Source organism: Dyadobacter tibetensis Y620-1, from assembly GCF_000566685.1.
Taxonomy (GTDB): domain Bacteria; phylum Bacteroidota; class Bacteroidia; order Cytophagales; family Spirosomataceae; genus Dyadobacter; species Dyadobacter tibetensis.
Map to the genome: position 1 here is coordinate 214,217 of NZ_AZQN01000006.1, position 23,846 is coordinate 238,062.

Annotated in this window: 19 protein-coding genes; 4 read left to right on the forward strand and 15 right to left on the reverse strand. The window is 42.9% G+C overall.

What is annotated here, in order from left to right; genetic code table 11:
* Positions 1 to 116: 116 nt before the first annotated feature.
* From X939_RS0116465 to X939_RS0116495, 7 genes are all read right to left on the reverse strand, one after another.
* Complete coding sequence (locus tag X939_RS0116465; protein ID WP_025764395.1) at positions 117 to 1,202, reverse strand: efflux RND transporter periplasmic adaptor subunit; 1,086 nt, start codon at positions 1,200 to 1,202, stop codon at positions 117 to 119.
* Between the two features lie 56 nt (positions 1,203 to 1,258).
* On the reverse strand, positions 1,259 to 2,071 hold the full coding sequence (locus tag X939_RS22545; protein ID WP_044199772.1) for a DUF4249 domain-containing protein: 813 nt from the start codon (positions 2,069 to 2,071) through the stop codon (positions 1,259 to 1,261).
* Between the two features lie 2 nt (positions 2,072 to 2,073).
* Complete coding sequence (locus X939_RS0116475) at positions 2,074 to 4,434, reverse strand: TonB-dependent receptor (protein WP_025764397.1); 2,361 nt, start codon at positions 4,432 to 4,434, stop codon at positions 2,074 to 2,076.
* A 14-nt stretch (positions 4,435 to 4,448) separates the two neighbouring features.
* Entirely contained in the window at positions 4,449 to 4,910 is a 462-nt protein-coding gene (locus X939_RS0116480; RefSeq protein ID WP_025764398.1) for a hypothetical protein, read from the reverse strand.
* Positions 4,907 to 6,004: a hypothetical protein gene (locus X939_RS0116485; RefSeq protein WP_198034435.1), complete on the reverse strand. Its 1,098-nt coding sequence runs from the start codon at positions 6,002 to 6,004 to the stop codon at positions 4,907 to 4,909. Before X939_RS0116485 ends, X939_RS0116480 begins: the two co-directional genes overlap by 4 nt.
* Positions 6,005 to 6,407: 403 nt before the next feature.
* Positions 6,408 to 6,599 (reverse strand): hypothetical protein, encoded by a 192-nt coding sequence (locus X939_RS23670; protein ID WP_131694788.1) that lies wholly within the window; start codon positions 6,597 to 6,599, stop codon positions 6,408 to 6,410.
* Positions 6,600 to 6,935: 336 nt separating this feature from the next.
* Complete coding sequence (locus X939_RS0116495) at positions 6,936 to 7,601, reverse strand: helix-turn-helix transcriptional regulator (protein ID WP_084299518.1); 666 nt, start codon at positions 7,599 to 7,601, stop codon at positions 6,936 to 6,938.
* Between the two features lie 185 nt (positions 7,602 to 7,786).
* Here X939_RS0116495 and X939_RS0116500 point away from each other — a divergent pair, with 185 nt between their 5' ends.
* The 3 genes from X939_RS0116500 (at position 7,787) to X939_RS0116510 (ending at position 12,340) form a co-directional block, all read left to right on the forward strand.
* Positions 7,787 to 10,885 (forward strand): efflux RND transporter permease subunit, encoded by a 3,099-nt coding sequence (locus X939_RS0116500; RefSeq protein WP_025764401.1) that lies wholly within the window; start codon positions 7,787 to 7,789, stop codon positions 10,883 to 10,885.
* Between the two features lie 270 nt (positions 10,886 to 11,155).
* A complete protein-coding gene (locus tag X939_RS0116505) occupies positions 11,156 to 11,836 on the forward strand; it encodes a MotA/TolQ/ExbB proton channel family protein (RefSeq protein WP_025764402.1) in 681 nt (226 codons plus the stop codon).
* Positions 11,837 to 11,947: 111 nt separating this feature from the next.
* On the forward strand, positions 11,948 to 12,340 hold the full coding sequence (locus X939_RS0116510; protein WP_025764403.1) for an ExbD/TolR family protein: 393 nt from the start codon (positions 11,948 to 11,950) through the stop codon (positions 12,338 to 12,340).
* Between the two features lie 83 nt (positions 12,341 to 12,423).
* On the opposite strand, the gene X939_RS0116515 is transcribed toward X939_RS0116510, so the two are convergent.
* The 8 genes from X939_RS0116515 to X939_RS0116555 all read right to left on the reverse strand — a co-directional run bounded on the left by X939_RS0116515 (position 12,424) and on the right by X939_RS0116555 (position 22,602).
* On the reverse strand, positions 12,424 to 13,467 hold the full coding sequence (locus tag X939_RS0116515) for a Gfo/Idh/MocA family protein (RefSeq protein ID WP_044199829.1): 1,044 nt from the start codon (positions 13,465 to 13,467) through the stop codon (positions 12,424 to 12,426).
* A 72-nt stretch (positions 13,468 to 13,539) separates the two neighbouring features.
* Positions 13,540 to 13,938, reverse strand: coding sequence for a VOC family protein (locus X939_RS0116520; RefSeq protein WP_198034436.1), 399 nt, complete (start codon positions 13,936 to 13,938; stop codon positions 13,540 to 13,542).
* 914 nt (positions 13,939 to 14,852) lie between these two features.
* Complete coding sequence (locus X939_RS0116530; RefSeq protein WP_025764407.1) at positions 14,853 to 16,343, reverse strand: M56 family metallopeptidase; 1,491 nt, start codon at positions 16,341 to 16,343, stop codon at positions 14,853 to 14,855.
* A gap of 11 nt (positions 16,344 to 16,354) precedes the next feature.
* Positions 16,355 to 16,729: a BlaI/MecI/CopY family transcriptional regulator gene (locus X939_RS0116535; RefSeq protein ID WP_025764408.1), complete on the reverse strand. Its 375-nt coding sequence runs from the start codon at positions 16,727 to 16,729 to the stop codon at positions 16,355 to 16,357.
* Positions 16,730 to 16,892: 163 nt separating this feature from the next.
* Positions 16,893 to 18,332, reverse strand: coding sequence for a pyruvate kinase (gene pyk, locus X939_RS0116540; RefSeq protein WP_025764409.1), 1,440 nt, complete (start codon positions 18,330 to 18,332; stop codon positions 16,893 to 16,895).
* Between the two features lie 26 nt (positions 18,333 to 18,358).
* The gene (gene priA, locus X939_RS0116545; protein WP_025764410.1) at positions 18,359 to 20,869 is read right to left on the reverse strand and encodes a replication restart helicase PriA; all 2,511 of its coding nucleotides are present in this window, start codon (positions 20,867 to 20,869) and stop codon (positions 18,359 to 18,361) included.
* A 121-nt stretch (positions 20,870 to 20,990) separates the two neighbouring features.
* Positions 20,991 to 21,605 carry an aminotransferase class IV gene (locus X939_RS0116550; protein ID WP_044199777.1) on the reverse strand — a complete coding sequence of 205 codons (615 nt, stop codon included), beginning with the start codon at positions 21,603 to 21,605 and terminating at the stop codon, positions 20,991 to 20,993.
* Positions 21,586 to 22,602, reverse strand: coding sequence for an aminodeoxychorismate synthase component I (locus tag X939_RS0116555; RefSeq protein WP_044199780.1), 1,017 nt, complete (start codon positions 22,600 to 22,602; stop codon positions 21,586 to 21,588). Before X939_RS0116555 ends, X939_RS0116550 begins: the two co-directional genes overlap by 20 nt.
* Before the next feature lie 167 nt (positions 22,603 to 22,769).
* Here X939_RS0116555 and X939_RS0116560 point away from each other — a divergent pair, with 167 nt between their 5' ends.
* Positions 22,770 to 23,777, forward strand: a complete 1,008-nt coding sequence (locus tag X939_RS0116560) for a YpdA family putative bacillithiol disulfide reductase (protein ID WP_025764413.1) — start codon at positions 22,770 to 22,772, stop codon at positions 23,775 to 23,777.
* Positions 23,778 to 23,846 lie beyond the last annotated feature (69 nt).

The following is a 23,846-nucleotide window of genomic DNA, read 5'->3' on the forward strand; positions in this document are numbered from 1 at the left end:
ACTATGTTGCTGAGATTATTTCGAGATCGATTAATGTAACATGTTGATTATAAGGATCTTGCTAGTCTTTTCGCTTGTTTTACTCAAAAGGGTTGATTATTACATCAAAGGCTCGCTTACTCGTCCACTTTCTCTCTCTTAACTTCCGTTTTTTCCACTTTTGCATCGTGACCCAGGTTCAGATGTCCCGACAATATCACCTCTTCTCCCGCTTCTAATCCTTCTGTAATGGTAACGTTTCTGTCGTTCTCTCGTCCAGTAGTTACGTAATGCCATTTGGCCAGCCCGTCTTTATAAGTGAATATTACCTTGCGGCCACTCCGTTCTACTACTGCCTGCTTGGGTACTACGAGTTGCCCCGGAAACGATTTCTCTATCATTACCCTTACATTCATTCCGGAAAGCAGCATAGCATCCGGTTTCAGAACCTGAATGGTGACATCTACCAGTCCTTGCGAACTTACCACCGGGTTAATGTCCAGTACCTTGGCTTTGTATACCCGTCCTGGGCGACCTATGGGCTCTACTTGCCCCGATTGCCCTACAAGCACCGCAGCCAGTTCGGTTTCCAGAATGGGGCAACGGATGAGCATCTCCTTACGGTTGAGCAACGTACACAATGGCTTATCACTTGGCGAAGAACTGTAATTGGAGACCGTAAGATTGGCAACCGTACCTGCAACAGGGCAGTATAAAAAAGTTTTCGACAATTCTAGTTGTGCTTTTTGTACTGCAAGCAGGGCTCTGTTATAACCGCTGCGAAGCTTGATATACGCATACACCTCCTTGCTCACCGAAGCCGTGTCGCCACGTTTCCCCCCCTGGGTTATGAGCTGGTCGCTCACCTCGACCCGGCTTTCCTCCAGTTGTAGCTGGGCCTCCCGAAGCGCAAGTTTCTGCGCGTCGTTATGCATTGAAGCGATCAGCTGTCCTGCCTTCACCGAGACACCATTCTTTACGGCAATGTGTGTAATAATCCCCTGGCTTTGAAACGAAAGGGGGATTTCCTGAGCAGCAAGAACCTTTCCATTGCTGATTATCTGAGCAACAAAGGTTTTACTTTGAGCAGGAGCTGTTTGCACATGAGTGACTTCTCCAACAGTAGTGCTATCGGCACGTGCTAATAAATCTTTATCCTGCTTATCCGTAGTGCAGGAGAGAGATACCGTAAGTACTAATATTGTAGTAAATATTCGATTCAAAAGATTGGTTTACATAGGTTGTGGAAAACAGTATGGATTGGTATGGTGTAGATTATTTAAAAATCCAAGTCAAGCCGTATAGTATAATACGCTCCGAAGCAGCCAAATCCACCATTTATGTTGTGTTTGGCATTAACGGGCTGCGCAAATGGGTCGTCCTGATTGTTCGAGTTTAATTCAGTCGATTTCGAATAGGTATAGAAGTTCTCATCGGCCACATACAGAAAGACAATATTTCTGCGCTGGTTATTTATCAAATCGTTTGTAAAATAATTCGAGGTGATCTTGTCGCTTTCAATATCGGCACCGCTAAAAAATTGAATCGTATGAGAAGTAGGTAAATTTTTAGATCGGATACCTGAATAGTAAAAGTATGGCCTTAACACGTAAAAACTTGTCCTATTGCTCGGCCATTTCAAGCGTATGTCTACAAAATCACTTCCTCTGAATGATTTTTCTACTTCAATTTCCTCTTGTTTAATCGATTTTAAAGGAACTGTGCAGGAAGATGTCAACACCTTGCCATCCTTGGCAACGGCCTTTATCGAGTACGTTTTCCCTTTCTCAATTTTAAAGTCGTTTGAAACTTTAAATTCGTAAAAATTATTCTTTGGGTTTAGAACAAGCTGCTTTTCAAGATTTCCATCACTCATCGTGATGTGGGCATCTTTTACAAAAAGGTCATTAAACTTGATTTCGTTCATGGCAAAGGATGTCGCCCTTGACAAAACTGCACTAATCAACGTATCGGAAGGACTAATGTAACAATGCAGTACAAGTTCTTCTGGTGTGTTTGACAATCCATCTATTTCCTCAATACAGGAGTTAAATGAAAAAAGAAGAACGATGATACCAATATATTTTGTCATGGCTAAAATTTGAAACTGTATGAGATAGAGGGGATAAACAGCATCAGACTTGCTGCATTTATAGTTTTGGTCCTGATGTATTCTTTATTTTCATTGAATTTTCCATTAATATTTACCTCATAGCTGAATACGTTCTTACTTCCCATAATATTGTAAAAACCAAATTCCCATGTCCGTTGGCCTCGTTTTTTCTGTTTTATCAATTGCATGCTTAAATCGAGTCTATTGTAAATAGGCGTTCGGCTGTCATTTCTTTGATTTCCATAGTCAATGACAGCCAGGCTGGCTGTTGGCCTATTGGTAAAGGGGTCAATGTTAAACTTATCATAACTAAGTTTAGGTAGGGTGACCGGATTGCCAGTTTTTAAAACAAAGTTGGCAGAAAATTTCACCCGCTTGCTGTGCTGATATCCTCCAACCATTGAAAGCTGATGCCTACGATCCTGAATGGGAAAGAAGCGCTGTCCTGAATTCAATTCCTGAAACTGATATATGGTTTTACTTAGCGTATAGCTTGTCCAACCGGTCAATTTTCCTGTTTTTTTATGGATGAATAATTCTAAACCTCTGGAGTTTCCAACACCATATGTGCTGAGGTCTTCCCATAAGATTCGGGCTGAGGTAAAATCCCTGTCCCTGAACAAGCTTACCAATGACAGAATGCTTGCTCCGTCCCTAAATGAAAGAATGTTTTTCATCCTTTTGGAATAAACTTCCAGTTCTATGCTAAATTTCTTTTCTGTGAAATCGCGGGTGAGGCCAAAGGTGAACTGGCGGGAATTTTGTGGAGGTATTTTGGGTGTGGAGGGAACCCATACATCCACAGACAACCCCAAGCCATTGTTCGTCAGTAACTGAATAGGCTGGTTCATCACGGAATATGCGCCCTTTACCGACCAATTTTTGATAAAATTATAATTAATTGCCAATCTGGGTTCAACGAAGGTATAGGTCTTTTGTGATGGGGCAAACATGGCAAGCCTCAGTCCGTAATTAATAACTACCTTGCTCGTGGGCGTATAAATATCTTCGACATAAATGGCTCCGTCAAATGCATTTACCCGTTCTATTTCTTGTCTGTCCGGTACACCATCCTCCTTAAACGCAGCGCTGTTCGGTACAAAATTCAATCTGGAAAGATTGATTCCAAAACGAATATCATGTTTGGCATTTGGCAGGTAGTCAAAGTCATATTTTAAGCTGAGCTCATTCAGGCGGGACGAGTAGATTTGGCTGGACGAGCCAATTGTATTTTCCAATTCGTAATTGAAATTGCTGTATATCACACTCATATTAGAAAACACTTTGGGAGAAAACAAATGGTTCCATCGCAAGGTGCCTGTCTTATTTCCCCAGCTGAAACCCATGTTCCGGTACTCATCGCCCTTCTTATTTACGCGCTCGAACAAATTATCCTTTCCCAGATACGTGCTGAAAAATAACCGGTTGTTTTTATTCAATTCGAAATTAACCTTTGCATTAACATCATAGAAATTGGATTTCAGGGAGGCACCTGACGGAGTTTTAGCTAAAGATAACAACAGGTCGGGATAGGAGCGTCGAGCGGAAATAATGTATGAGGACTTGTCTTTCTTAAGTGGTCCCTCCAAGGTTATCCTGCTGCTAATCAGCCCCACTCCCACTTCTCCGTGGGTAGCACTTTTGTTTCCTTCCTTCATCTGAACGTCCAATACCGAAGATAGTCGCCCTCCATAGCGGGCAGGAAAACCACCTTTTATAAATTCTAAACATTTTAGGGCATCTCCGTTAAAAATAGAAAAGAACCCAAAGAGATGCGAGAAGTTGTAAACCTTTGCTTCGTCCATTAGAATCAGATTCTGATCCGATCCGCCGCCACGGACAAAGAGCCCATTACTTCCTTCGGTTCCACTCTGCACTCCGGGCAAAAGTTGTATGGCTTTCAGTATATCCTTTTCTCCTAACAAGGATGGGGAATCTTTCAAATGTTGAATGGGTACATTAATTGTGCTTATTTTAGGAGAAAGACTTTTTTTCTCCTGCTCACTGGACGTGATGGTAACGGTTTCCAATTCCAAACTTAATGGAGCCATCGAAACATCCATCTTATAGTCTTTCCTGGCGGCTACATTGATCAGCAGTGTCTGATAACCCATTAGCGATACCTGCAAATCGATAGTGTCTGCCCGGGAAACCGTTAGAGAATAAAAGCCATAAGCGTTGGTATGGGAAGCAATTTTTAGATCTGCATTGAAAATGATTGCTCCGGCAATACTTTCTCGGGAACCCTGTTCCCTGACAAAACCACTAATGGTTATGTTTTGCCCAAACAATGAATTAATGAAACTAAAAAAAACTACTGGTGCTACTACGATCCACTTCATTCGTACAAAATGTATTATATTGAGTTGATGTAAACTTCTGCTTCTGATATTTTAGGATCAATAACGTCTATTACGTTAACACAATGCCCCTTGTTAACATGGATGAGCAAAGGTTTAGCCAGATTTGTTTGATAACCGTATACCGCCATTTTTGTATCTGTTAAAAATTCAAATCTCTTTTTTAATACCGCCACCCGGTTTAAAAACTGCTTGTTGAAGGTTTCACCAACAAACACAATTGTTAATTTTTTGTTTGCCTTTACCCGCATAAGCATATTTGTATTCAGGTTAACACACTGTTCACAAGCCTGCAGATCGAGGACGTAAAAAATATGTTCGTCTTTGATATCATTCAATGAAATGTATAATTCGTCTTTAAAATATAGCGATATCCCTTCGAAATAGGGACAATCACTGGATGTGCCTTTGCAGCAGGCCATGAATACAATAAGTGATGCAAATGCCCAGTTTTTCATTTCTTTAAAAATTTGAATCTGATTGAATGCCTGAATTCAGATTCGGATGTCACAACCCTTTCCTTTAATGCTCCAATGAACCCGTTGGAGGTGGGATATGATACGAAAAGTGACTGAGGATCACCGAAACTGGACAGTTGGCTCTCCCTATCCAAAATAAACTCATCCAATTTTTCAAGCTTTTTATTAAACAAGATCACAGATACGGTCTTGTTCAGGTGACTGTTCAGCTTTCCGCTGGGTAATTTTTCAGGTTGCTCATGCAGGGCAATTCTCGAAAAAACACCTAGTTTATTATGATAATTTAACGATCCGTATAGGGAAGTAGAGACAAAGAAATTTCTCTCTGTCTGAGGATTTGTTTCGTAGTCAATTGGTGGAGGCAATTTTTCAATATACTTACTGGATACGCAATTTTCATTTAAGAGAAGACCTGTTTTGTTATTGTAAATCGAAACCTTATGACTCATGGGGTACGAAACAAAAGACGAATCACCTAGTACAACACAAAATGGATGAGACTGAAAAGGCAAATATTGTTTCTCGCGTTCTGAATCGCCAGAATAGGCTGCTTCTATTTTCCCAAATGGGATTCCCCACTTTTTTGTATGAATATTAAAGGTATTGTGTAATTTAAATTTTTCTCTGTCCGAGAAATAGTAAATATCAGTGTTGGTAAGAGTTAGATGAATATTGCCAGTTTTTGGGTCAAAAAAATTGATATTCTCACGATCTGTATCAAAATAATAAAGAGGGGTATTAATTATTTCATCTAATTTCCAGTTTATAGGAGCATTGTCCAAAACCCATTTATTAATTACGTTTCCACTGGAATTGACCAGTGAGATCGTATATGGATCCTGTGCTACGAATATACTGTCCATCGTATAAACATAAAATGATACCATATTTGGCACAAAATTCTTATCTATTATTATTGATTTAATAAATTTTCCAACTTCTAAATCATAAATGTCTAATCTATAATTTTTCTTTGACCTTCCAATCAGATATTTATCCTTTGCAATTTGAACTTTATCGTACACTGTTGGCATAGAATCATTTACTGATATACTGATCGTGTCAATAGCCATAGAATAGATAGCGTTTCTTCTTTGGTCCAAGCAGGGGTTATTGAGGTATTTCCTTTCTTTTTGGCACCCATGAAAAATTATAGAGATTAAAATTATGATCAGATTCGGAAGTATTGTTATGTACAATTTCATTCTAATATCCTTTAGAAAGTATTTTGCACGAACTAGTCGTTGTCGGCAAATTATCCATTATTATAACTACTTAATAGGTTTATGCAGTAAATGCCGGGAGAAGCGACCAGAAAAATATCTGTTGGTAAAGTGTGTAAAACGGAGATATTTAACGGTGTCTCCGTATTACACACTTTCCTAACAGCACAAATCATGATATACTTATACGTTTAATCGAGTATTAGATTTTGACTCTAATCGATCTCTTTGCATAGCAATAGAAAATTATTGATCAACAGCCATCCCATTTTTGACCATCTTTTTCGCAATTGTTTCTAAAAATGGCATATTTACAGCATAAAATACCATTATCATTGGTGTATAGCTTTCCTCTCTGGGCAAATATTCCCGCACTAACGTGCGTAGTTGTAGAAGTTGCCAAACTGGCAGACACAAATATGAGTAGTGTAATTAACTTTTTCATAAAAAAAATAGGTTTAAAAATACAACATTCTTAGTTTGGGTTTTAACAGTCATTAGTGCCGACTCGATAACACTTATTGATAAATAATGCGTAGGCGCAACAAGACGTACCATCCGATCTTACAAGCCATCTCCCTTTATTCCCCATAGGGCCTGCTTCGACTTTTTGATTCACAGAAGAGAATAATGCTCCTGCCAGAATCACTGCACATACTGCTTTTTTCATAATTATTTTTTTGAAATGAAACTGCCCCCAAGTGTTTCTTGGATTACCGTGTAAAAGTATATGTATAAATTATTGCAGGCATCGCCATTTCAAAATTAAAAATGGGGATTTTTACCCCCCCCCCGCAGCAATTAGTACCCAACGGGTATAAGGAATAAGGTGTTCAATAAGTGCATTTTTCCCTCCAGGCAGGGCGAGCTTATCTTTAATATGTTTTCGGTGGTTTTCGATGGTATGTTGGGACCGTAAAAGTAGATGGGCAATGCATTTGTTATTATATCCTTGTAGAAGTAGAGAGGCCACTTTTAGTTCGGAATGGGTAAGCTCGTAAAGCGCATTCCCTTTGGGTGGTACCAGCCCCACTACCTCCAGAATTTGAGGAGATAGAAATGGGTCGTATGTGAGCCCTACTGGTTGATGCTGGGTAGCATGCTGATGTAAAAGTGCCGAGGCCAAGCATTCTGTGGCATCCCTCACGTGCAAAATGGTTACTTGTCTGGCAATTAATCCCGCCAGTTCTGCAGGTAATAAGTCAGGCACAAGGGCTACAATGTGGGAGGCATGGGGTACTTTGTGTAAGTTATCTATCCAGAAAAGAAATCCCTCCTGTTTCATACTGTAGCACACAATCAAAACATCGGGCATTATATTTTCATTGATTTTCGTTGTTTCATCAATGCAGAAAGTAGTTTGTATTTGAGAGTATCCTGTAGTTGAAAGTAAGACAGTGATAGCTTCAGTATGCAAAGAATCACGACTAGCGATAAGTGCTTTCATTACAGTGATGATTTAATGAAGTATAGTATCTAATACAATAGAATAGCAAAATAGCTATTAATGGTTAATATATTCAATATTTAAAATTATGTGTTTTATTAATTTTTAGTAGTTCTTGACAATAAAAATTGCAAAATGTGCATCGATTATTGATCTTTATCCGGAAATAAAAAAGGAAATCGGCGATGAAAGGATCCTATTCGGTCATTTTGACATTTGTGGTGTTCAGCCTTCTGGGGTTGCTTGCTTTGCCAAAAATTCCTGTTCGCTTTAGCAAAAGCAGCTGGGAAAAGCGCATTGTTGTATCATATCATTGGCCTCATGCCGCACCACAGGCACTGGAGCGCCAGGTAACCGCCCCTTTGGAGGGGGTTATGGGTACGATACAGGGGGTAAAGGGTATCACGTCATCGTCGGACTACCAAGAGGGGATGATTGTATTGTCACTCGACGAAAAAGCGGATATTGATAAAATGCGTTTGGAGGCTGCATCATTGGTTCGGCAAGTGTATCGTAGTTTACCGCAAGGTGTGAGCTACCCGGCAATTTCACTCAATAGCCTCGCCGACGATGAACGTGCCAAGCCGCTTTTAAGCCTTCAACTCAATGGTAACGAAGCTCCCGGACAGCTTAGGAAGTACATTGAGGCATCATTGAAACCACAATTTGCCCGCCTAGAAGGTATCCGAGCGGTGGAAGTTCATGGAGGTGAGCCAGAAGAATGGTTGTTGGAATATCAGCCCGATGTCATTCTCAGTTTGGGAATCAAAGAAGAAGATATTCGTGCAGCCGTCGCAAAAAATGGGTTATTGAGTAGTCTGGGATGGATGAGCACTTCCGATGGATTAAAACAAAGTATTTCATTGGCTTCAGGGATTTTGGATTTTGGAAATATCCTAGTAGCCAAAAAAGGAGATCGGATAATTCGGCTTTCAGATATTGCCACAATTAGAAAGCAAGAAAAACGGGCAGAAGGCTATTTTAGGATTAATGGAAAAAGTGCAGTACAAATTGCTTTAATGCCTTTGGCCAATGTAAACCAGCTGCGGGTGGCCTCAGAAGTAAAGAAAACACTGAGGAAAATTGGATCCGAACTACCACCAGGCTACGGCATCCGGATCGACTACGACGCCACCGAATACATCTATGAAAGCCTGGACTTGCTGAGCAAACAGGTTATAATGGCCTTGGTCGCGATCATGGCAATGGTAGGGATTGTGTTTCGGAGTTTGAAGTTATCACTATTAGTTGTGGCAGGCCTGGTAACATGCATGTTGCTGGCGGCTCTTGCCCTTTATGTCCTGGGAATTGTTGTTTATGTGCCGTCGTTGGCAACCATTATCATTTCAATGGGCGTGGTTAGTGGTTGTATTTTGTTGACCTTCACTCATTTTCTTCAAAGGCGAAATAGGTTGATCATCATTTCAATTTTTGGAAGCACCCTGATCTTGGGCGTGGCCTTATCTGTAATATGGCTTCTGCCCGACGAAATAAGAGCTGACCTGACGGACTTTGTAGTGATATTGATGGTTGTACAATGTATGTCACTATCTGTTTGTCTTTGGTTAATTCCTGCGCTGCTACAGCAGTTGAACATACAGGATCAGAACAAGAAAATACTTCAGAAAGGATTATTGGTAATAGTTGGAAATTTGTATGGTGTAATACTTGCGTTTCTTTGTCGTTTCCGTCGTACCGCTATCATTTTTTGTATTCTACTTTTTGGCTTACCCCTATTTTTACTTCCGCAACGACTTGATGAAGAAAGTCGCTATTCAGCGATTTATAACGACACAATAGGGAATGATTGGTATGTTGAAAATGTCAGACCCTATCTCGACAAAGGGCTTGGCGGTTTTCTGCGGCTTTTTTCTAATTATGTTTATGACAAATCTTATTATGGATCGCGGGAACAAACAGCATTATACATTAATGCAGGCTTGCCCAACCACAGCACGATAGAACAAATGGATGCGGTGTTAAAACGAATGGAAGGTGAGTTGGGAAGGCATTCGGAAATCGATCGGTTCATTAGCAGGGTTTACAATGGCCAACAGGGAACCATCATTATCTATTTCAAGAAACAATATAATGATGGTTCCTTCCCTTATCAAATGAAAGGTAAGGCAATAGCGATGTCAACCGAGATGAGTGGGATAGATTGGGATATTTATGGTGTTGGACAGGGGTTTAATGTAAATGTAAATGAAAATGGTACACCTACCTTTAATGTGGCCCTTAAGGGTTATAACTACAAGGAACTTGAAGAGAAGGCAATTGTACTTCAAAAACGATTGCTGGCTCATCCCCGTATTCAGGAGGTAGACATTAACAAGGTACCCGGATTTTTCAGGCAAAAGGATTTGTACGCCTACAAAATTAATACGGATCCGGTATATTGGAGCCATTATGATGCTTCTATGCATTCTTTATATGGCGCAATTGAAAAATACAATGCCCGACCACAACCGGATCTTTACCAGCTTGTTGGAGATACCTATACAGGAATCAATATCGTACCTTTATCATTATCCAGATTTGATGTGACTGCGTTAAGGAATGAGCCATTAGCCGTTTCTGATCGTATTCGACTAAAAACCGGAGATCATGCAGACTTGGTGAAAGAAAAAATAATACCCAGCATCAGGAAGGAAGACCAACAATACCTTCGGCAGGTCAGCTTTGAATACATGGGTAGCGCAAACTTTGGCGGGAAATTTCTGGATAAAACTTTAAAAGTATTTCAGCAGGAACTTCCCATGGGATACACGGCTGAGCGAAAATTATTTGGTTGGTGGCAGCTGAACGGCCGTCGTCAGTATGAGTTAATTGGCTTATCCATGTTACTAATCTTTGTCATATCGGCCATCATGTTCGAATCGTTACGCCAGCCGTTTACTTTAATAGCCTCGGTAACACTCTCTTTCGTGGGTCTTTTTGCTGCCTTTTATACCCTGGATATTGGCTTTGACCAAGGGGGCTATGCATCATTTCTTTTGCTAATCGGGCTCACCTCTGTTCCCATTGTAATGGTGATGAACGAATATAACTCTTTGTTAAAAGCAGGTGCCTATTCGAATGTGGAGACGTATCAAAAGGCTATTATTGGCAAGTTTAAGCCCGTTTTGTATTTTATACTGAGTGTCTTGGTCAGCCTGACACCCTTTTTATGGTACAGCTCCGATATGGCTTTCTGGTATTCATTGGCCATAGGTACTTTTGGTGGAATAGCAGCCTCTTTGCTGGTTGTGCTTTTCTTTGTTCCCATGCTATTACTTTCCTAGGAAGCGGGCGACTTATGTATGCTGTCCTTCCTCTCTTCAAGTTGGTTCCTTCCACCGTGGACTCCTTCGAACTCTCTCCTTTTAACCAAGATAATTCCCAAGACGACATTAAATGCTTTGCAAGAGCACAAAGGGCAGTACCTTCCTAGAGTAATTTTTCTATATTTGCCCTTTAAACAATATGGAGCGTAATGCTCCGTTTATGTTCAAAGCCTGATTTGGGCCTATGGGCCTCAATTTTAACGCATAACCAATCATTTATCATTCCATATGATGCTGCTGCAAGCACTTTCTGACTCTACTTTGGCGGCCCCGATGGCCGATCAAGGACTTTCTATTTTCGACCTATTAGCAAAAGGAGGCTGGGTAATGCTCCCCTTGGGTATTCTCTTTTTGGTCACTCTATTTTTGATTTTCGAACGTTTTCTGGGTATTAAGGCCAATGCGGCCATTGAGCCTCAGTTTGTGGATAACGTAAAAGATTTCATACAGCAGGGTAATTTAAAGTCGGCCGAGTCGACCTGCCGTAACCAACGCAATGCTGCAGGACGTATTCTGGAGCGCGCCATAGGCCGAATCGGTTATCCGATAAAGGACATTGAAACCACCATCGAAAATGCCAGCCAAATCGAAATCCAACGTATGGAAGGCAACTTGCCCTACCTTGGGGTGATTGCCGGTATTGCGCCTATGCTTGGGTTTGTCGGTACCATATCGGGTATTATCCGTATTTTCTACGATATCTCTATCTCCAACGATTTTAATATTAGCACCATTGCAGGGGGTATGTACGAGAAGATGATCACCTCGGGAACGGGTTTGATCATCGGTCTTATCGCCTATGCAGGATACCATATTCTGAATATGAAGATCGACCGTTTCGCCCTACGCTTGCAAATGGCCGCATCCGATTTTCTGGATGTATTGCAGAAGCCAGTGGCTTCCAAGTAATTAAAATGGTGATTTTATAAATCAGATATCAGGTAGGGGCCTTTGCGACCCATACCCGTTTCAACCGCCCGCTGCACTGATGCGGTGGGCCTCAAGCTTATCAAGTAAATTATGAAAATACGTCGAAAGGCCAGGTTTGCACCGGAGGTGTTTACGCATTCGCTCAACGATATCATGTTCTTCCTGCTCTTGTTCTTTTTGATCATCTCTACGATGTCCAATCCGAACGTGATCAAGCTGATGCTTCCTAAGGCTTCGGCGAGTCAGCAGATGTACAAGAAGCAGATCACGTTGTCCATCGATGAAAACAAGGTATATTATATCGATAAAGAGCCCATACCCGGTGATATGCTGGAGGCTCGACTCATCGATATATTCGCTGGAATCGAGGAAAGGACCATTGTGCTGCGAGTAGATAAGAATCTGGCCGTGCAGGACCTGGTGGATGTTCTTGAGCTAGGTGCCAAGAACGATATCAAAATGGTGATGGCCACTGCCAAATAGGCCTTGAGTCCTATGCTAGCCATAAAAAATGACCCTGATGCAGTGCTTGTATCAGGGTCATTTTTTATGGATCCAGGCAATTTTTATGATTGGTTATTCATTCGTGCACTGGTGTAGATTTGCTCCACAATGCTCTGCAATATGGCCCCCTCACTGGCATTGCAGATGTTGGTGGGCAGGCCTTCGCACCCATCTAAAAATGCTTTGGTGTTCTCCAATTGAGTATCCGTTTCGGTAAGGAAGGGGAACTGTATATCGCTGATGGCTCCTGCCGACTCGGTGAAGATTTCCAGGGGATGCAGGGTGGCGCCAGCCTTGGTGCCGAAAATTTGCAGATTCACCGTTTCTGATTCCTTACGGTTGAGGGCAAAGCTGCTCGATAGCGTGATGCTACCGTTGCCCGGTAGGCTGATATGAGCAAAGCAAGCATCTTCCACCTCGAATTTCTCTGGGTCCCAAGACCCTTTAAGTCCTGTTCCCCCCTGTTTGCCAATATAGTCATAAGTGTTGCCCAAGACGCTCTTGGCGTTTGGGTAGTCCATTAGGCCCAGGGCCAGGTCGAGTACATGCACACCCAGATCGATGAGCGCTCCACCTCCCTGAATACTTTTATTAGTGAAATTGCCCCAGCCGGGTATGCCCCTGCGCCGTAGAAAGTCGGCCTTGATATGGTAGATATGTCCAAACTCACCCTTCGCCACTGCATTTTTTAAAAGCAGGTATCCAGCAGACTGTCTGCGTTGGAAGTTATACCCCAGAAATAGTCCCTTGGAGGTGGCGGTGTCGGCCATTTCTTGTGCTTCCTGTGCCTGCATGGCCGGGGGCTTTTCGCAGAAAACATGACAGCCATGCTCTAGGGCTAAGATGGTATATGGATGGTGCAAATTATTGGCCGTGCAATTAATAAGAATATCGGGCTTGGCCTCTTCAAGCATTTGCTCCAGGGAGGTAAAATGAGCAGGGATATGATGTAGGGTGGCAAAGGCGAAGGTGCGCTCGGGGTCGCGCCCGCAGACTGCAACAATTTCGGCCCTATCGGCACAGGCCCTCAGTGCCGGGAGATGATTTTGTGCCGCAATATGTCCTGTTCCGACTAGCGCTACACGGAATTTTTTGTTAAGGTTCAAGTTTATAAGGGTTTTGGGGTTGTATGTGGCCGAAAGTTCAGCCACATACAAATTTAGAAGATTTATTCTGGATCATCCTCCGGCGTGTAGCCCCACTTTGTTCCCTTCCGTATCGGCAAAGAAGGCCATAAAGCCTACATCTTCACTGATCTGTGTCTTGGGCATGAGAACTTTGCCTCCTGCTTTTTCGATTCTGTCGATGACTATTTGAATACTTGGATTGGCATTTAAGTAAATTATTGATCCGTCAGCACTTGGCATATGCATATCGCTTTTGACCAAAGCACCCGACACTTTGCCATTTTGCATGGACATGTCGGCAGGGAAAAAGGTCATTTCCATCCCCATCATATTATCTGTGCCCATTTGGATGTCGAATATAGCCTCGTAAAACAGCTTAGCCCGCTTTGTATTGTAAACAGGAATTTCGAACCAGTTTAGACTATTGGTATTGGGACTCATTTTTTCCATGGTATGAAGTTGTTAGTGGTGGATAGATACAGGAGGTACTACGATTTGTGCAGAGCCTCCTGTTAGTTTAATTTGTAATTCCTAATGTACAAATTTTGTCTAAAAAAATACTATTTTGATGTGATATATGTAGGGGCCTATTTGAACTTTTTTGCTCTGGCTACTTCTTTCTATAATCATGTCATCCCTTCGGGATTCGGTGGCTTGTGGTTCTGGTTTTTTCAATAATCATATCATCCCTTCGGGATTTGGCGGCTTGGGAGTGTTGGTTTCTTCTATAATCATATCATCCCTTCGGGATTTGGTTGTCGGTTTCTTCTATAATCATGTCATCCCTTCGGGATTCGGTGGCTTGTGGTTCTGGTTTTTTCAATAATCATCGGCTTGCGGTTTTGGTTTTGTTCGATATTCATATCATCCCTTCGGAATTTGGTTGCTTGGGTTGTTGGTTTGATTCTATAATCATGTCATCCCTTCGGGATTTGGCGGCTTGTGGTTCTGGTTTTTTCAATAATCATATCATCCCTTCGGGATTTGGCGGCTTGGGATGTTGGTTTGATTCTATAATCATATCATCCCTTCGGGATTAGGTGGCTTGGGTTGTTGGTTTGATTCTATAATCATGTCATCCCTTCGGGATTCCGTGGCTTGTGGTTCTGGTTTTTTCAATAATCATGTCATCTTGATACCTCACGGACCAATCTGATACGATTACTTTGTCAGTTTAGTCCGGGCCAATTAAACCACGAAGTGGTGTTATGATTATAGCGGTGTTATGCATTATAGAAATGTCCAATAGCAATGTTTAGATCCCAGAATGGGTGACATTATTGGCTTCTATTTTAAAAAATGGCATGCCGGCCCCATCAGTGGTTCGGCATGCCGTTAAGGCGTGCTAATCCCAAAAAGAATGATCAGCTTTTTTTTAGGGTGATTTCGATGACCCCTTCTGCACCTTCTTTTCCATAGGCCGCAGTGGCGGCTTCGCCTTTGAGGACATTGACTTTTTCGATGTCATTCGGGTCAATGGATTTAATAGCCTCGTTTCCTCTTGCCTTTTGCCTCTTACCATCAATCAGTACCAGAGGGGAACCGATATCGGAATCTTTCTTGGTAGTCTTACGAAGGGAGGTTTTTTTCGAGTCTTCTCCCAGTTGGAAATGGATAGGAAGGTTATATTTTACGTTGATGGCTTTTCCATCCTGATAGCCTGGCTTCCATTTTGGAAAGGATTTTAGCACGCGCACGGCCTCTTCATCACAGCCGTGGCCAAGGCCCTTCAGAATTGTAATCTGACCTATTTCTCCCGATTCTGTGACAACAAAGGACAGGAAAACTCTGCCTTCAATCTTCTCCTTCACTGCCTCTTCGGGATATTTCAGATGTGTGCCCAGAAATTCGTACATAGCCTCTACTCCGCCGACAAATTCAGGCTGTTGTTCCACAACAGTAAAGATTTTTTTGCCTTCTAGTTCCTTCTCAATTCGCTTTTGCGCAGATTCATAATCTTCGACCTGTAAGGCCGTCTCTGGCATTGTATCGCCTTGTTTGGTGCTGGACTCGCAGCCGGCTACGGTCAGTGCAAAGGTCCCTACGGCTACTATAGCTACCAAGTAGCTGCTCAGGACCCATTTTGAACTTCGTTTTTTGTAAAGCATAGTGATTCGTGTTTTGATTTGAGAAGATTGAAAGAAAGAATTGGTTAAAGCAGGTTGGGGCGTGCCAAGTGCATAGGCGACCAGAAAGTGCGCATAGGTTTGGCGGTTTTCTGCATCATGGTCGGCAAGATATTCGTGAACGTCCTGCAAATCACGCTTAAACAGACTTAGCACTGGATTGTACCAAAACAGGATCCGCATCAGTTCTACCATCAGAATATCCAGGCTATGACGCTGCTCAACATGCAGCATCTCATGACGAAGAATGGGCTCAAAATGATGGACATAGTCATTCTGGTTGATGACGATGGTTTTGAAAAATGAAAAAGATCCGACAGAAGAGTGGGGGAGTAGTACCAGGGTTCCCCCGTCGATTGAGAACTTTTCCCCAGTAGCAATCAGGGTCTTTATACTTCTAAATTGTCGCCCCAGTCTAATACTCGTAACCAAGATGCCCAACAGGTAGATCGTACCGAATGCCAGCTCCCAAGTGATGGCAGCGGATTTCTGCGTTTCCATCTCCCTTGTGAAAATAAATGTGGGGAGGCTAGTTGGCTCTATGAATGTCGGTGCCGGTGCCAGAGAAGGGTAGACTAGTAACGGGAGTAGCATACTCGCCAGTAGCGACCCCAGAAGGTAGCTTCGGTTTAGTTGGAAAAAGGTGTGGCGTCGAAGTGCCACATGATAAAGGCACCAAAGCAATATGCTGTAAAGCATGGCTTTGCCCAGATACAATAGAATTTCCATGGTCCAGTTGTTTAAGGGTTCGAATCCGGTTCGTCAATTATCTTGAGTAGGTCGTCTAGTTCTCCTTGTTTGAGCCCTTTTTCCTTGGCAAAATAGGATAGCAAATTGGGTAAAGAATTGTCAAAATAATTTTGCATCAGATTCTGTACCTCGAAGCGTTTGTAATCTTCCTCCCGGATAAGCGGGTAATATTCATGGGTCTTGCCATAGGCCTGATAGCCCACCACTTCTTTCTTTTCTAAAATTCGAATGATAGTGGAAACAGTATTATAGGCGGGCTTGGGATCGGGCATCTCGGCCAGTATGTCTTTGACAAATCCTTTCTCCAGCCTCCATAATATGCGCATCACATCTTCTTCAGCTCTTGTTAGCGTTTTTATGTCCATGGTATTTTATGTTTAATTTACATTACAAAAGAAGGATGGATCAAATGTATAACTATTATTTTAGTTCTACAACTATTTTTTTAGTTATATTTTATAAATAAAAAAAACGATGGAAAATCAGTTCCATCGTTTTTTTAAAAATTATAAAGCGAAATGCAATAACTTATTCCACCACGCTAATTTTAACCGTATTGGTTTTGCGTTTCTTGGAGATGGGCATACTTAGGCAGTTAATAAACACATCGCCTTTTTCCAACTCCTTTTTCTCGATCAGGAAGCTTTTGATATCTTCTACCAATTGGTCGGTAGACACATCCTGATCTTTGTCGTAGAAAAATACCTTGGTACCCCAGTATAAGGCCAGTTGATTCATCAACATCTTGTTGGATGTGAAAAGTAGCAATTTGGCCTTGGGACGGTGATGGGAAAGTCGGAAAGAAGTATATCCAGAACTTGTGATACCGATGATAGCCGCAGCCTGAGTATCCCGAGCAAGGCGACAGGCGCTCATTACGACGTTATCGTTCAATTTATTGACTCCCTCACTTTCATTGACATGCGCGTGATATTTGAAGTAAACCGCATTGGTGCTACTTTCAATGGTCTCGATGGTGCGGGTCATGCTTTCTACAGCCAATAGGGGGTATTTCCCAGAAGCGGTTTCGGCACTAAGCATCACGGCATCGGCTCCATCGAGTACGGAGTTGGCCACATCGTTTAGCTCTGCACGGGTGGCGCGAGGACTGTCGATCATGCTTTCCAGCATCTGCGTTGCCACGATCACAGGTTTACCTGCTTTGTTACATTTTTCAACGATCATTTTCTGGATCATTGGCACCTGCTCGGCAGGAAGCTCAACGCCCAAGTCACCACGGGCAACCATGATTGCATCCGTGGCTGCGATAATCTCGTCGATATTTTCAATGGCCTCAGGCTTTTCTATTTTCGCTACCACTTTCGATAACTTGCCTTTGCTCTTAATATAATCTTTAACCTTGGTGATTTCCGCTGCTGTTCTTACGAAAGAGAGGGCTATCCATTCAGCGTTATGTTCCAGACCAAATTCCAGGTCTTCATAATCTTTGGCAGTAACCGAAGGCATGGAAACTTTTGTATTAGGAAGGTTTACGCCTTTTTTAGACTTAAGCATTCCACCATATACAACCTGAGTCACCACATCGGAGCCTTCTAAGCCGGTAACGAGTACTTCTAGTTTTCCGTCGTCCATCAGGATACGGTCTCCTATTTTTACATCGTTGTACATTCCATCGTAAGGGGTGCTTACTTTTTGTGCATTACCTAGCACTTCAGTATTAGAAAGTATTAGTTTGTTACCAGCTTCAATGAGGACACCATCGCTGCTTTCTACCATTCCGATTCTAATTTTGGGACCTTGAAGGTCCTGAAGAATAGCAAGATTCATTCCATATTCTTCGTTGATTTCGCGAATGGTGGTAAGTCTTGCTAAGTGGTCGGCGTGAGAGCCGTGAGAAAAGTTCAGTCTGAAAACGTTGACACCAGCTTTCGCTAAAGATAATAGCATTTCCTTGGTTTCGGATGTGGGGCCGACGGTGGCTACAATTCTGGTTTTTTTGGATGACATAGGTTACTGTGCAGTAAATTATTGTTTTATATTGAATCCACATCGATAACGATATGAATGTTTTTGAGCGTCTTATCAGTTAAGACATCGAGTACTTTTTCTTGTATAAATGACTTTGCCGCCTTAAAATTAATCTTTTCTCTTTCAAGTTTTATGAGAATGTCAAACAAATACTGATTTCTTACCCGATCTACCAGGGGTGGCTCGGGACCCAGCACCCTGCTTTTACCCATCTGCGCAGTGAGTTTATCTGCCAGTATATGGGCTGCGCGCTTACTGGTTTCTATGTCTAAATGCTTGATAGTCAATTTGATGATTCGGGTAAAGGGAGGGTATTGGAACCTCTCTCTTTCGATAATTTCAGCATCATACATACCCTTATAATCGTGTGTGATGATTTTTTCAAGAAGGGGTTGTTTTGGATTGGCTGTTTGTATCAAAACGGTTCCTGGCTTATCGACACGCCGTCCTGCCCGTCCACTTACCTGGGTAATCATCTGGAAGGCTCTTTCCGATGCACGGAAGTCCGGGAAGTTAATCATGCGGTCTACATCGAAGACACCTACCATGCTCACGTTATCAAAGTCCAGACCCTTGCTGACCATCTGAGTGCCTACCAAAATATCAATATGGCCTAGTTCAAATTCCTGGATAATCTGTTGATAAGCATTTTTTGCCCGGGTGGTGTCAAGGTCCATTCGTTGAACTCTGGCTTGCGGGAAAAGTAGCAACAGTTCGTCCTCAATCTTTTCTGTTCCGTACCCCATGGTCCTTACCTTTGGAGACGAACACGCAGTGCATATTCTGGGGACATTCTCTTTGTAACCACAGTAATGGCAGCGGACTTCCCCCACCTTCATATGGTAGGTCAGGCTTACGTCGCAGTTATTGCATTCGACAATCCAGCCACATTCCTCGCATTGCAGATAGGGGGAGTAGCCCCTTCGGTTTTGGAAAAGGATGGTCTGTTCCTTATTTTGAAGGTTTTTTTGAATGCGCTCGAGCAAAACCGATGAAAATTCATTTTTCATCTTTTTTGAGCGTTTTTCTACCTTGGTATTGATGAGCTCAAATGCTGGGAGGGCGGCGTTGCCATAGCGACTCAATATCTCTACATGACCGTAACGCCCGCTTAAGGCATGTGAATAACTTTCTAAGGAGGGAGTAGCGGAACCTAGCAATGTTTTTCCCTTATGCATATAGGCCATCATCACTGCTACATCCCGGGCATGGTAGCGTGGAGCTGGATCATATTGTTTGTAAGAGGTTTCATGTTCTTCGTCAACGATAATAAGTCCCAGGTTATCGAAGGGCAGGAAGACTGCGGAGCGTACCCCCACCACAAACTGAAACTTCCCATCCAGAATGCCTTTCCAGACCTCTACTCTTTCGTTATCCGAAAATTTGGAGTGATAGATGCCCATCCTGTCGCCAAAAACCTTTCGCAGACGTACCACGATCTGAGTCGTCAGGGCTATCTCTGGTAGCAAGAAAAGCACTTGAGTTCCTCCCGAAAGGGCTTGCTTGATGAGTTCGATATACACTTCCGTCTTGCCACTGCCAGTGATACCATGGAGCAGCACCACTTCTTTTTGTTGAAATAGCTCCTGAATATCTTGGAAGGCTACCTGCTGTGCTTCGCTCAGGGAGATGGGCTGAGGATTTCCAACAGGAATGTCGTCGAAGCGGGAGATGAAGACTTCAAATGCCTCAAAAATGCCCTTCTTGATGAGTGTTGACAAGGCCGAGTCGGAAAGCGACTGATCTTGAGAAAACAACGCCTTATCCAGACCTTTCTGGTTGAGTTCTGGGTTGTTGTATACGGGGACATGACTTAAATAGCGGAGCAGTATCTCCTGTTGTTTGGCCGATTTTTCCAGCGAATTGGTAAGGGTTACCAGGGCATCGTTAGTAAGGTAGGCTGCTGTAAGGCGAACCTTACGAAGTACTTTGGGTTTATACTTTTCTTTTACTTCCTCAAAAAGGATGACTGCCCGTTTGCCAACCAGCGATTTAATGAGGCTGGTAATATTGGACTTTTGTACCATGCGTTCCACCTCATCGTAAGACAAAGAATCCTGTTTTTTGATGGCATCTACAATCAATCTTTCCATGTCAGAGAGCAGATGCTCGTCCTCAAACTCAGGATTAAACTGAATCTTACTCTGGCTGGTAATTTTGAGCCCCGCTGGAAGGGCTACATTGAGGACTTCTCCTATGGTACAAAGATAGTATTCGGATATCCATTGAAAGAGCTGGAGTTGTGGAAGTGTTACTATGGCTTGCTCGTCCAGCAGTTCCAGAATATACTTGGCCTGATATTGAACTGGGGGCTTGGTATGTAAATGACGGACTACACCCGTTATGACCCTTTTACTCCCGAATTGAACAATTACGCGGGCACCAACTTGAATGGTAGAGGCCATATCGCGAGGGACCCTATAGGTAAACAGGGAAGGTATAGGTACGGGCAGGATCAAATCGGCAAAGTAGGTCGTTTCGTCCTCAAAGAGTGAAGGAGTCGTTTGTGAGTGCAATTTTGTCTTTCGCTTTAATGGAGGTGCAATTTACTCAATGTTCTCTTTATATCTGATTTTGGCAGGAACTACCCTCTTCCTTCCGATATAGCGTAGCTGTGATTGAGTGGTTCCAGATAAATTATAATCCTCTGATCGCTTCAATGGGTAGGGTGGGGGCAATATTCCAGTCATGAAGGGCATTAATAATTTTGAAATGACTATAGCTACTCATCTGGTTTTCATGGATACGCTTTTCGGTGAGTACGCCAGTCTCCAGCAGAAAGGCACGCTGGGTGCCGGGAAGCAGGAAATCGCTGGGGGTGACCCAATGCACTCCATCATAAAAGGCTAGATTGCCATAAAACGTGTCGGTAATGAGTCCCTGTCTTACAATGATTATTTCGTCAGAACCATTTCTTTTTTCGAATAAAACCTGCAGATCCTGCCGGTTTTGATATTTATAGGGGTAGCTGATTGAGGGAGCGGATACCAGTTGTACGGTTTCAATGTTTCGGGGGGTATGCAGAGTCCATTGCACATCTCTTATTATTCGATCATAAACCAGGCGTAATTTGTATCGTCCTTGATGCATATGAGTGGGAATGGCTAGGTCGGACAGTGGGAGCGGGTCGGTATAGCCCCAAAGGTCCTTCCGGGTTCGGTCTAGTCTGAGCTGGTGATAGTCCATATTCTGTATTTGCCCGTGCTGCACACATATGGTCTCCAGGCAAGCGTCAGCTGGGATTTGATTCATGGTTTTGAAAGGGTAAATATACTTTATCAATAATTTCCTGATACTCGTTCTCTGCGGTGCTGCGGGCCGTGATACCTCCTCCACTCTTGAATATCATTCCCGAGTCTTGTTTCTCAATAAACCGGATCATTACCGCACTTTCCATACGCTGACCATCAAAATATCCCATTATCCCGGTATAGTAGCCTCTATCATACGCCTCAGCCTCTGCGATTATGTCTAGGGTACGGGGCTTCGGAGCCCCTGTAATGGAACCTGCCGGGAGTAACTCCCAGAGCAAATCACCTAATCGGTCTAGGTAAGACGCAGATAAGGTTCCCCTAATTTTTGAACTTACCTGGAGCAGTGTTTTCTGATGGGTATGAATGCGCTCCAGATAACGGTAACGCTCAACCCATACCTGCTCACAGACCATGCTAAGGTCATTCCGGATCAGATCTACAATAGTGGCATGCTCGGCAGCTTCTTTTGGGTCGTTCAGGATGGTTCGGGCGGCATCGGTCAGGGAGGCGTCAATGGTGCCTTTCATCGGAAAAGAGGCGATGTCCTTCCCGGATATGGTAATAAATATTTCAGGAGAAAAGCAGACCCATTCGTCCCTGAAACGTAGACGGTACGGGGCTGAAGCCCGCTGGAATATCTCATCCAAGCCTAAATTGGTATGGATGGGAGTTGGCACCGACAGGTTGACTAAGAATGAATTACCAGCCTTGAGATGGTTTAGTACAATCTGGAATCTCTTTCTATATTTTTCAAAGGAAATCGGCTCTTTTGTGAAACTAAAATCCCCTGATATATGTCTTTCTTTATTGGTTATTTGATTGGTGAATCCGTTAAAGTTATAGGCAATTTGCCCTGGATCAATATCGCTGATCTTCCAGGCCTGGGGTTTCGTCTTGGCATAATCGACTATGAAAATAAAGGGGATCCCTTGTCTGCCCCAGTCGTTCAGCTGATTCTTAAAATTAGTATCCGTATCCAATAAGGTAAATGGCATTTATATTATGGTTTCTTACACCATCCAACCTGGAAAGTAGGGGGTAAAGTTCATTAAAATCTTTTATTATACTACGCTAACCAGCAAGGAGTGCCCATTTTTCCTGTTCTGACAATTATAAAAAAGTTTTCATATCCGACCATATGGGGTCGAACAAATAGAGTAGAATGCATACATACGATTTAATTATAATAGGCGGAGGACCCACGGGGCTGGCCATGGCTATTGAGGCATCCAAAATAGGAATGGATTATTTGATTCTGGAAAAGGGAAATCTCACCGAGTCTATTCGCCGTTATCCAAGAAGAATGCGGTTTTTTTCAACTGCAGAAAATATAGAAATAGGGGGGCTGCCATTTTCCATCTCCGAAGTGAAAGCCAACAGGAATGAAGCTCTGCAATATTACCGCAAAGTAGCAGGATATTTTGATTTGAATTTTAAACTTTTTGTTACCGTTGACAAGGTGGAAAAGCAGGTGGATGACACCTTCGTTACTTTTGCTGAGAATGGGGATACCTATCATTCCAAAAAAGTGGTGCTGGCCACTGGTTATTTCGATGTACCGAGGAAGCTGAACGTTCCCGGTGAAAATCTGCCCAGAGTTTCCCATTACTACGACGAGCCTTTTCAATATTCGTTTAGTGATGTGGTCCTAGTTGGGGGGTCCAATTCGGCGGTGGAGGCGGCATTGGAGCTCTATCGTCACGATGCACGGGTAACGATCGTTCACAAGGGCGAGGACTTTCGTACGAAGGTAAAATATTGGCTGGTGCCCGATATTAAGAACAGGATCAAGGAAGGTAAAATTGCTACCCGTTTTAATAGCACTGTGCAGGCTATCGAAGAGGGTCGCCTCCAGATTGCCAATACGGTAACGGGAGAATCCGAATGGATTCCTGCCGATTTTGTGTTCCTGCTGGTAGGGTATCTGCCCGACGAACACCTGTTAGCGCGTTGTGGAGTATCCCTGGACCCTATCTCCAAGGTGCCTGCCTATGATCCTGAAACTTTTGAAACCAATGTGTCCGGGTTATATCTCTGCGGAACGGTATTGGCAGGCGTACATACCGAAAAAGTCTTTATTGAAAATGGACGGGATCATGCCATGGCGATTGCCGATCATTTGGCTGGTCGTAAGGTCCGGAAAGTGAAGGAATTATTGGACCGTATCTGATCGCATCTATACGGCCGTTAATTTCGTATATTGCCGGCACCTGAACAAATGAGAAAGCATTAATTTAAG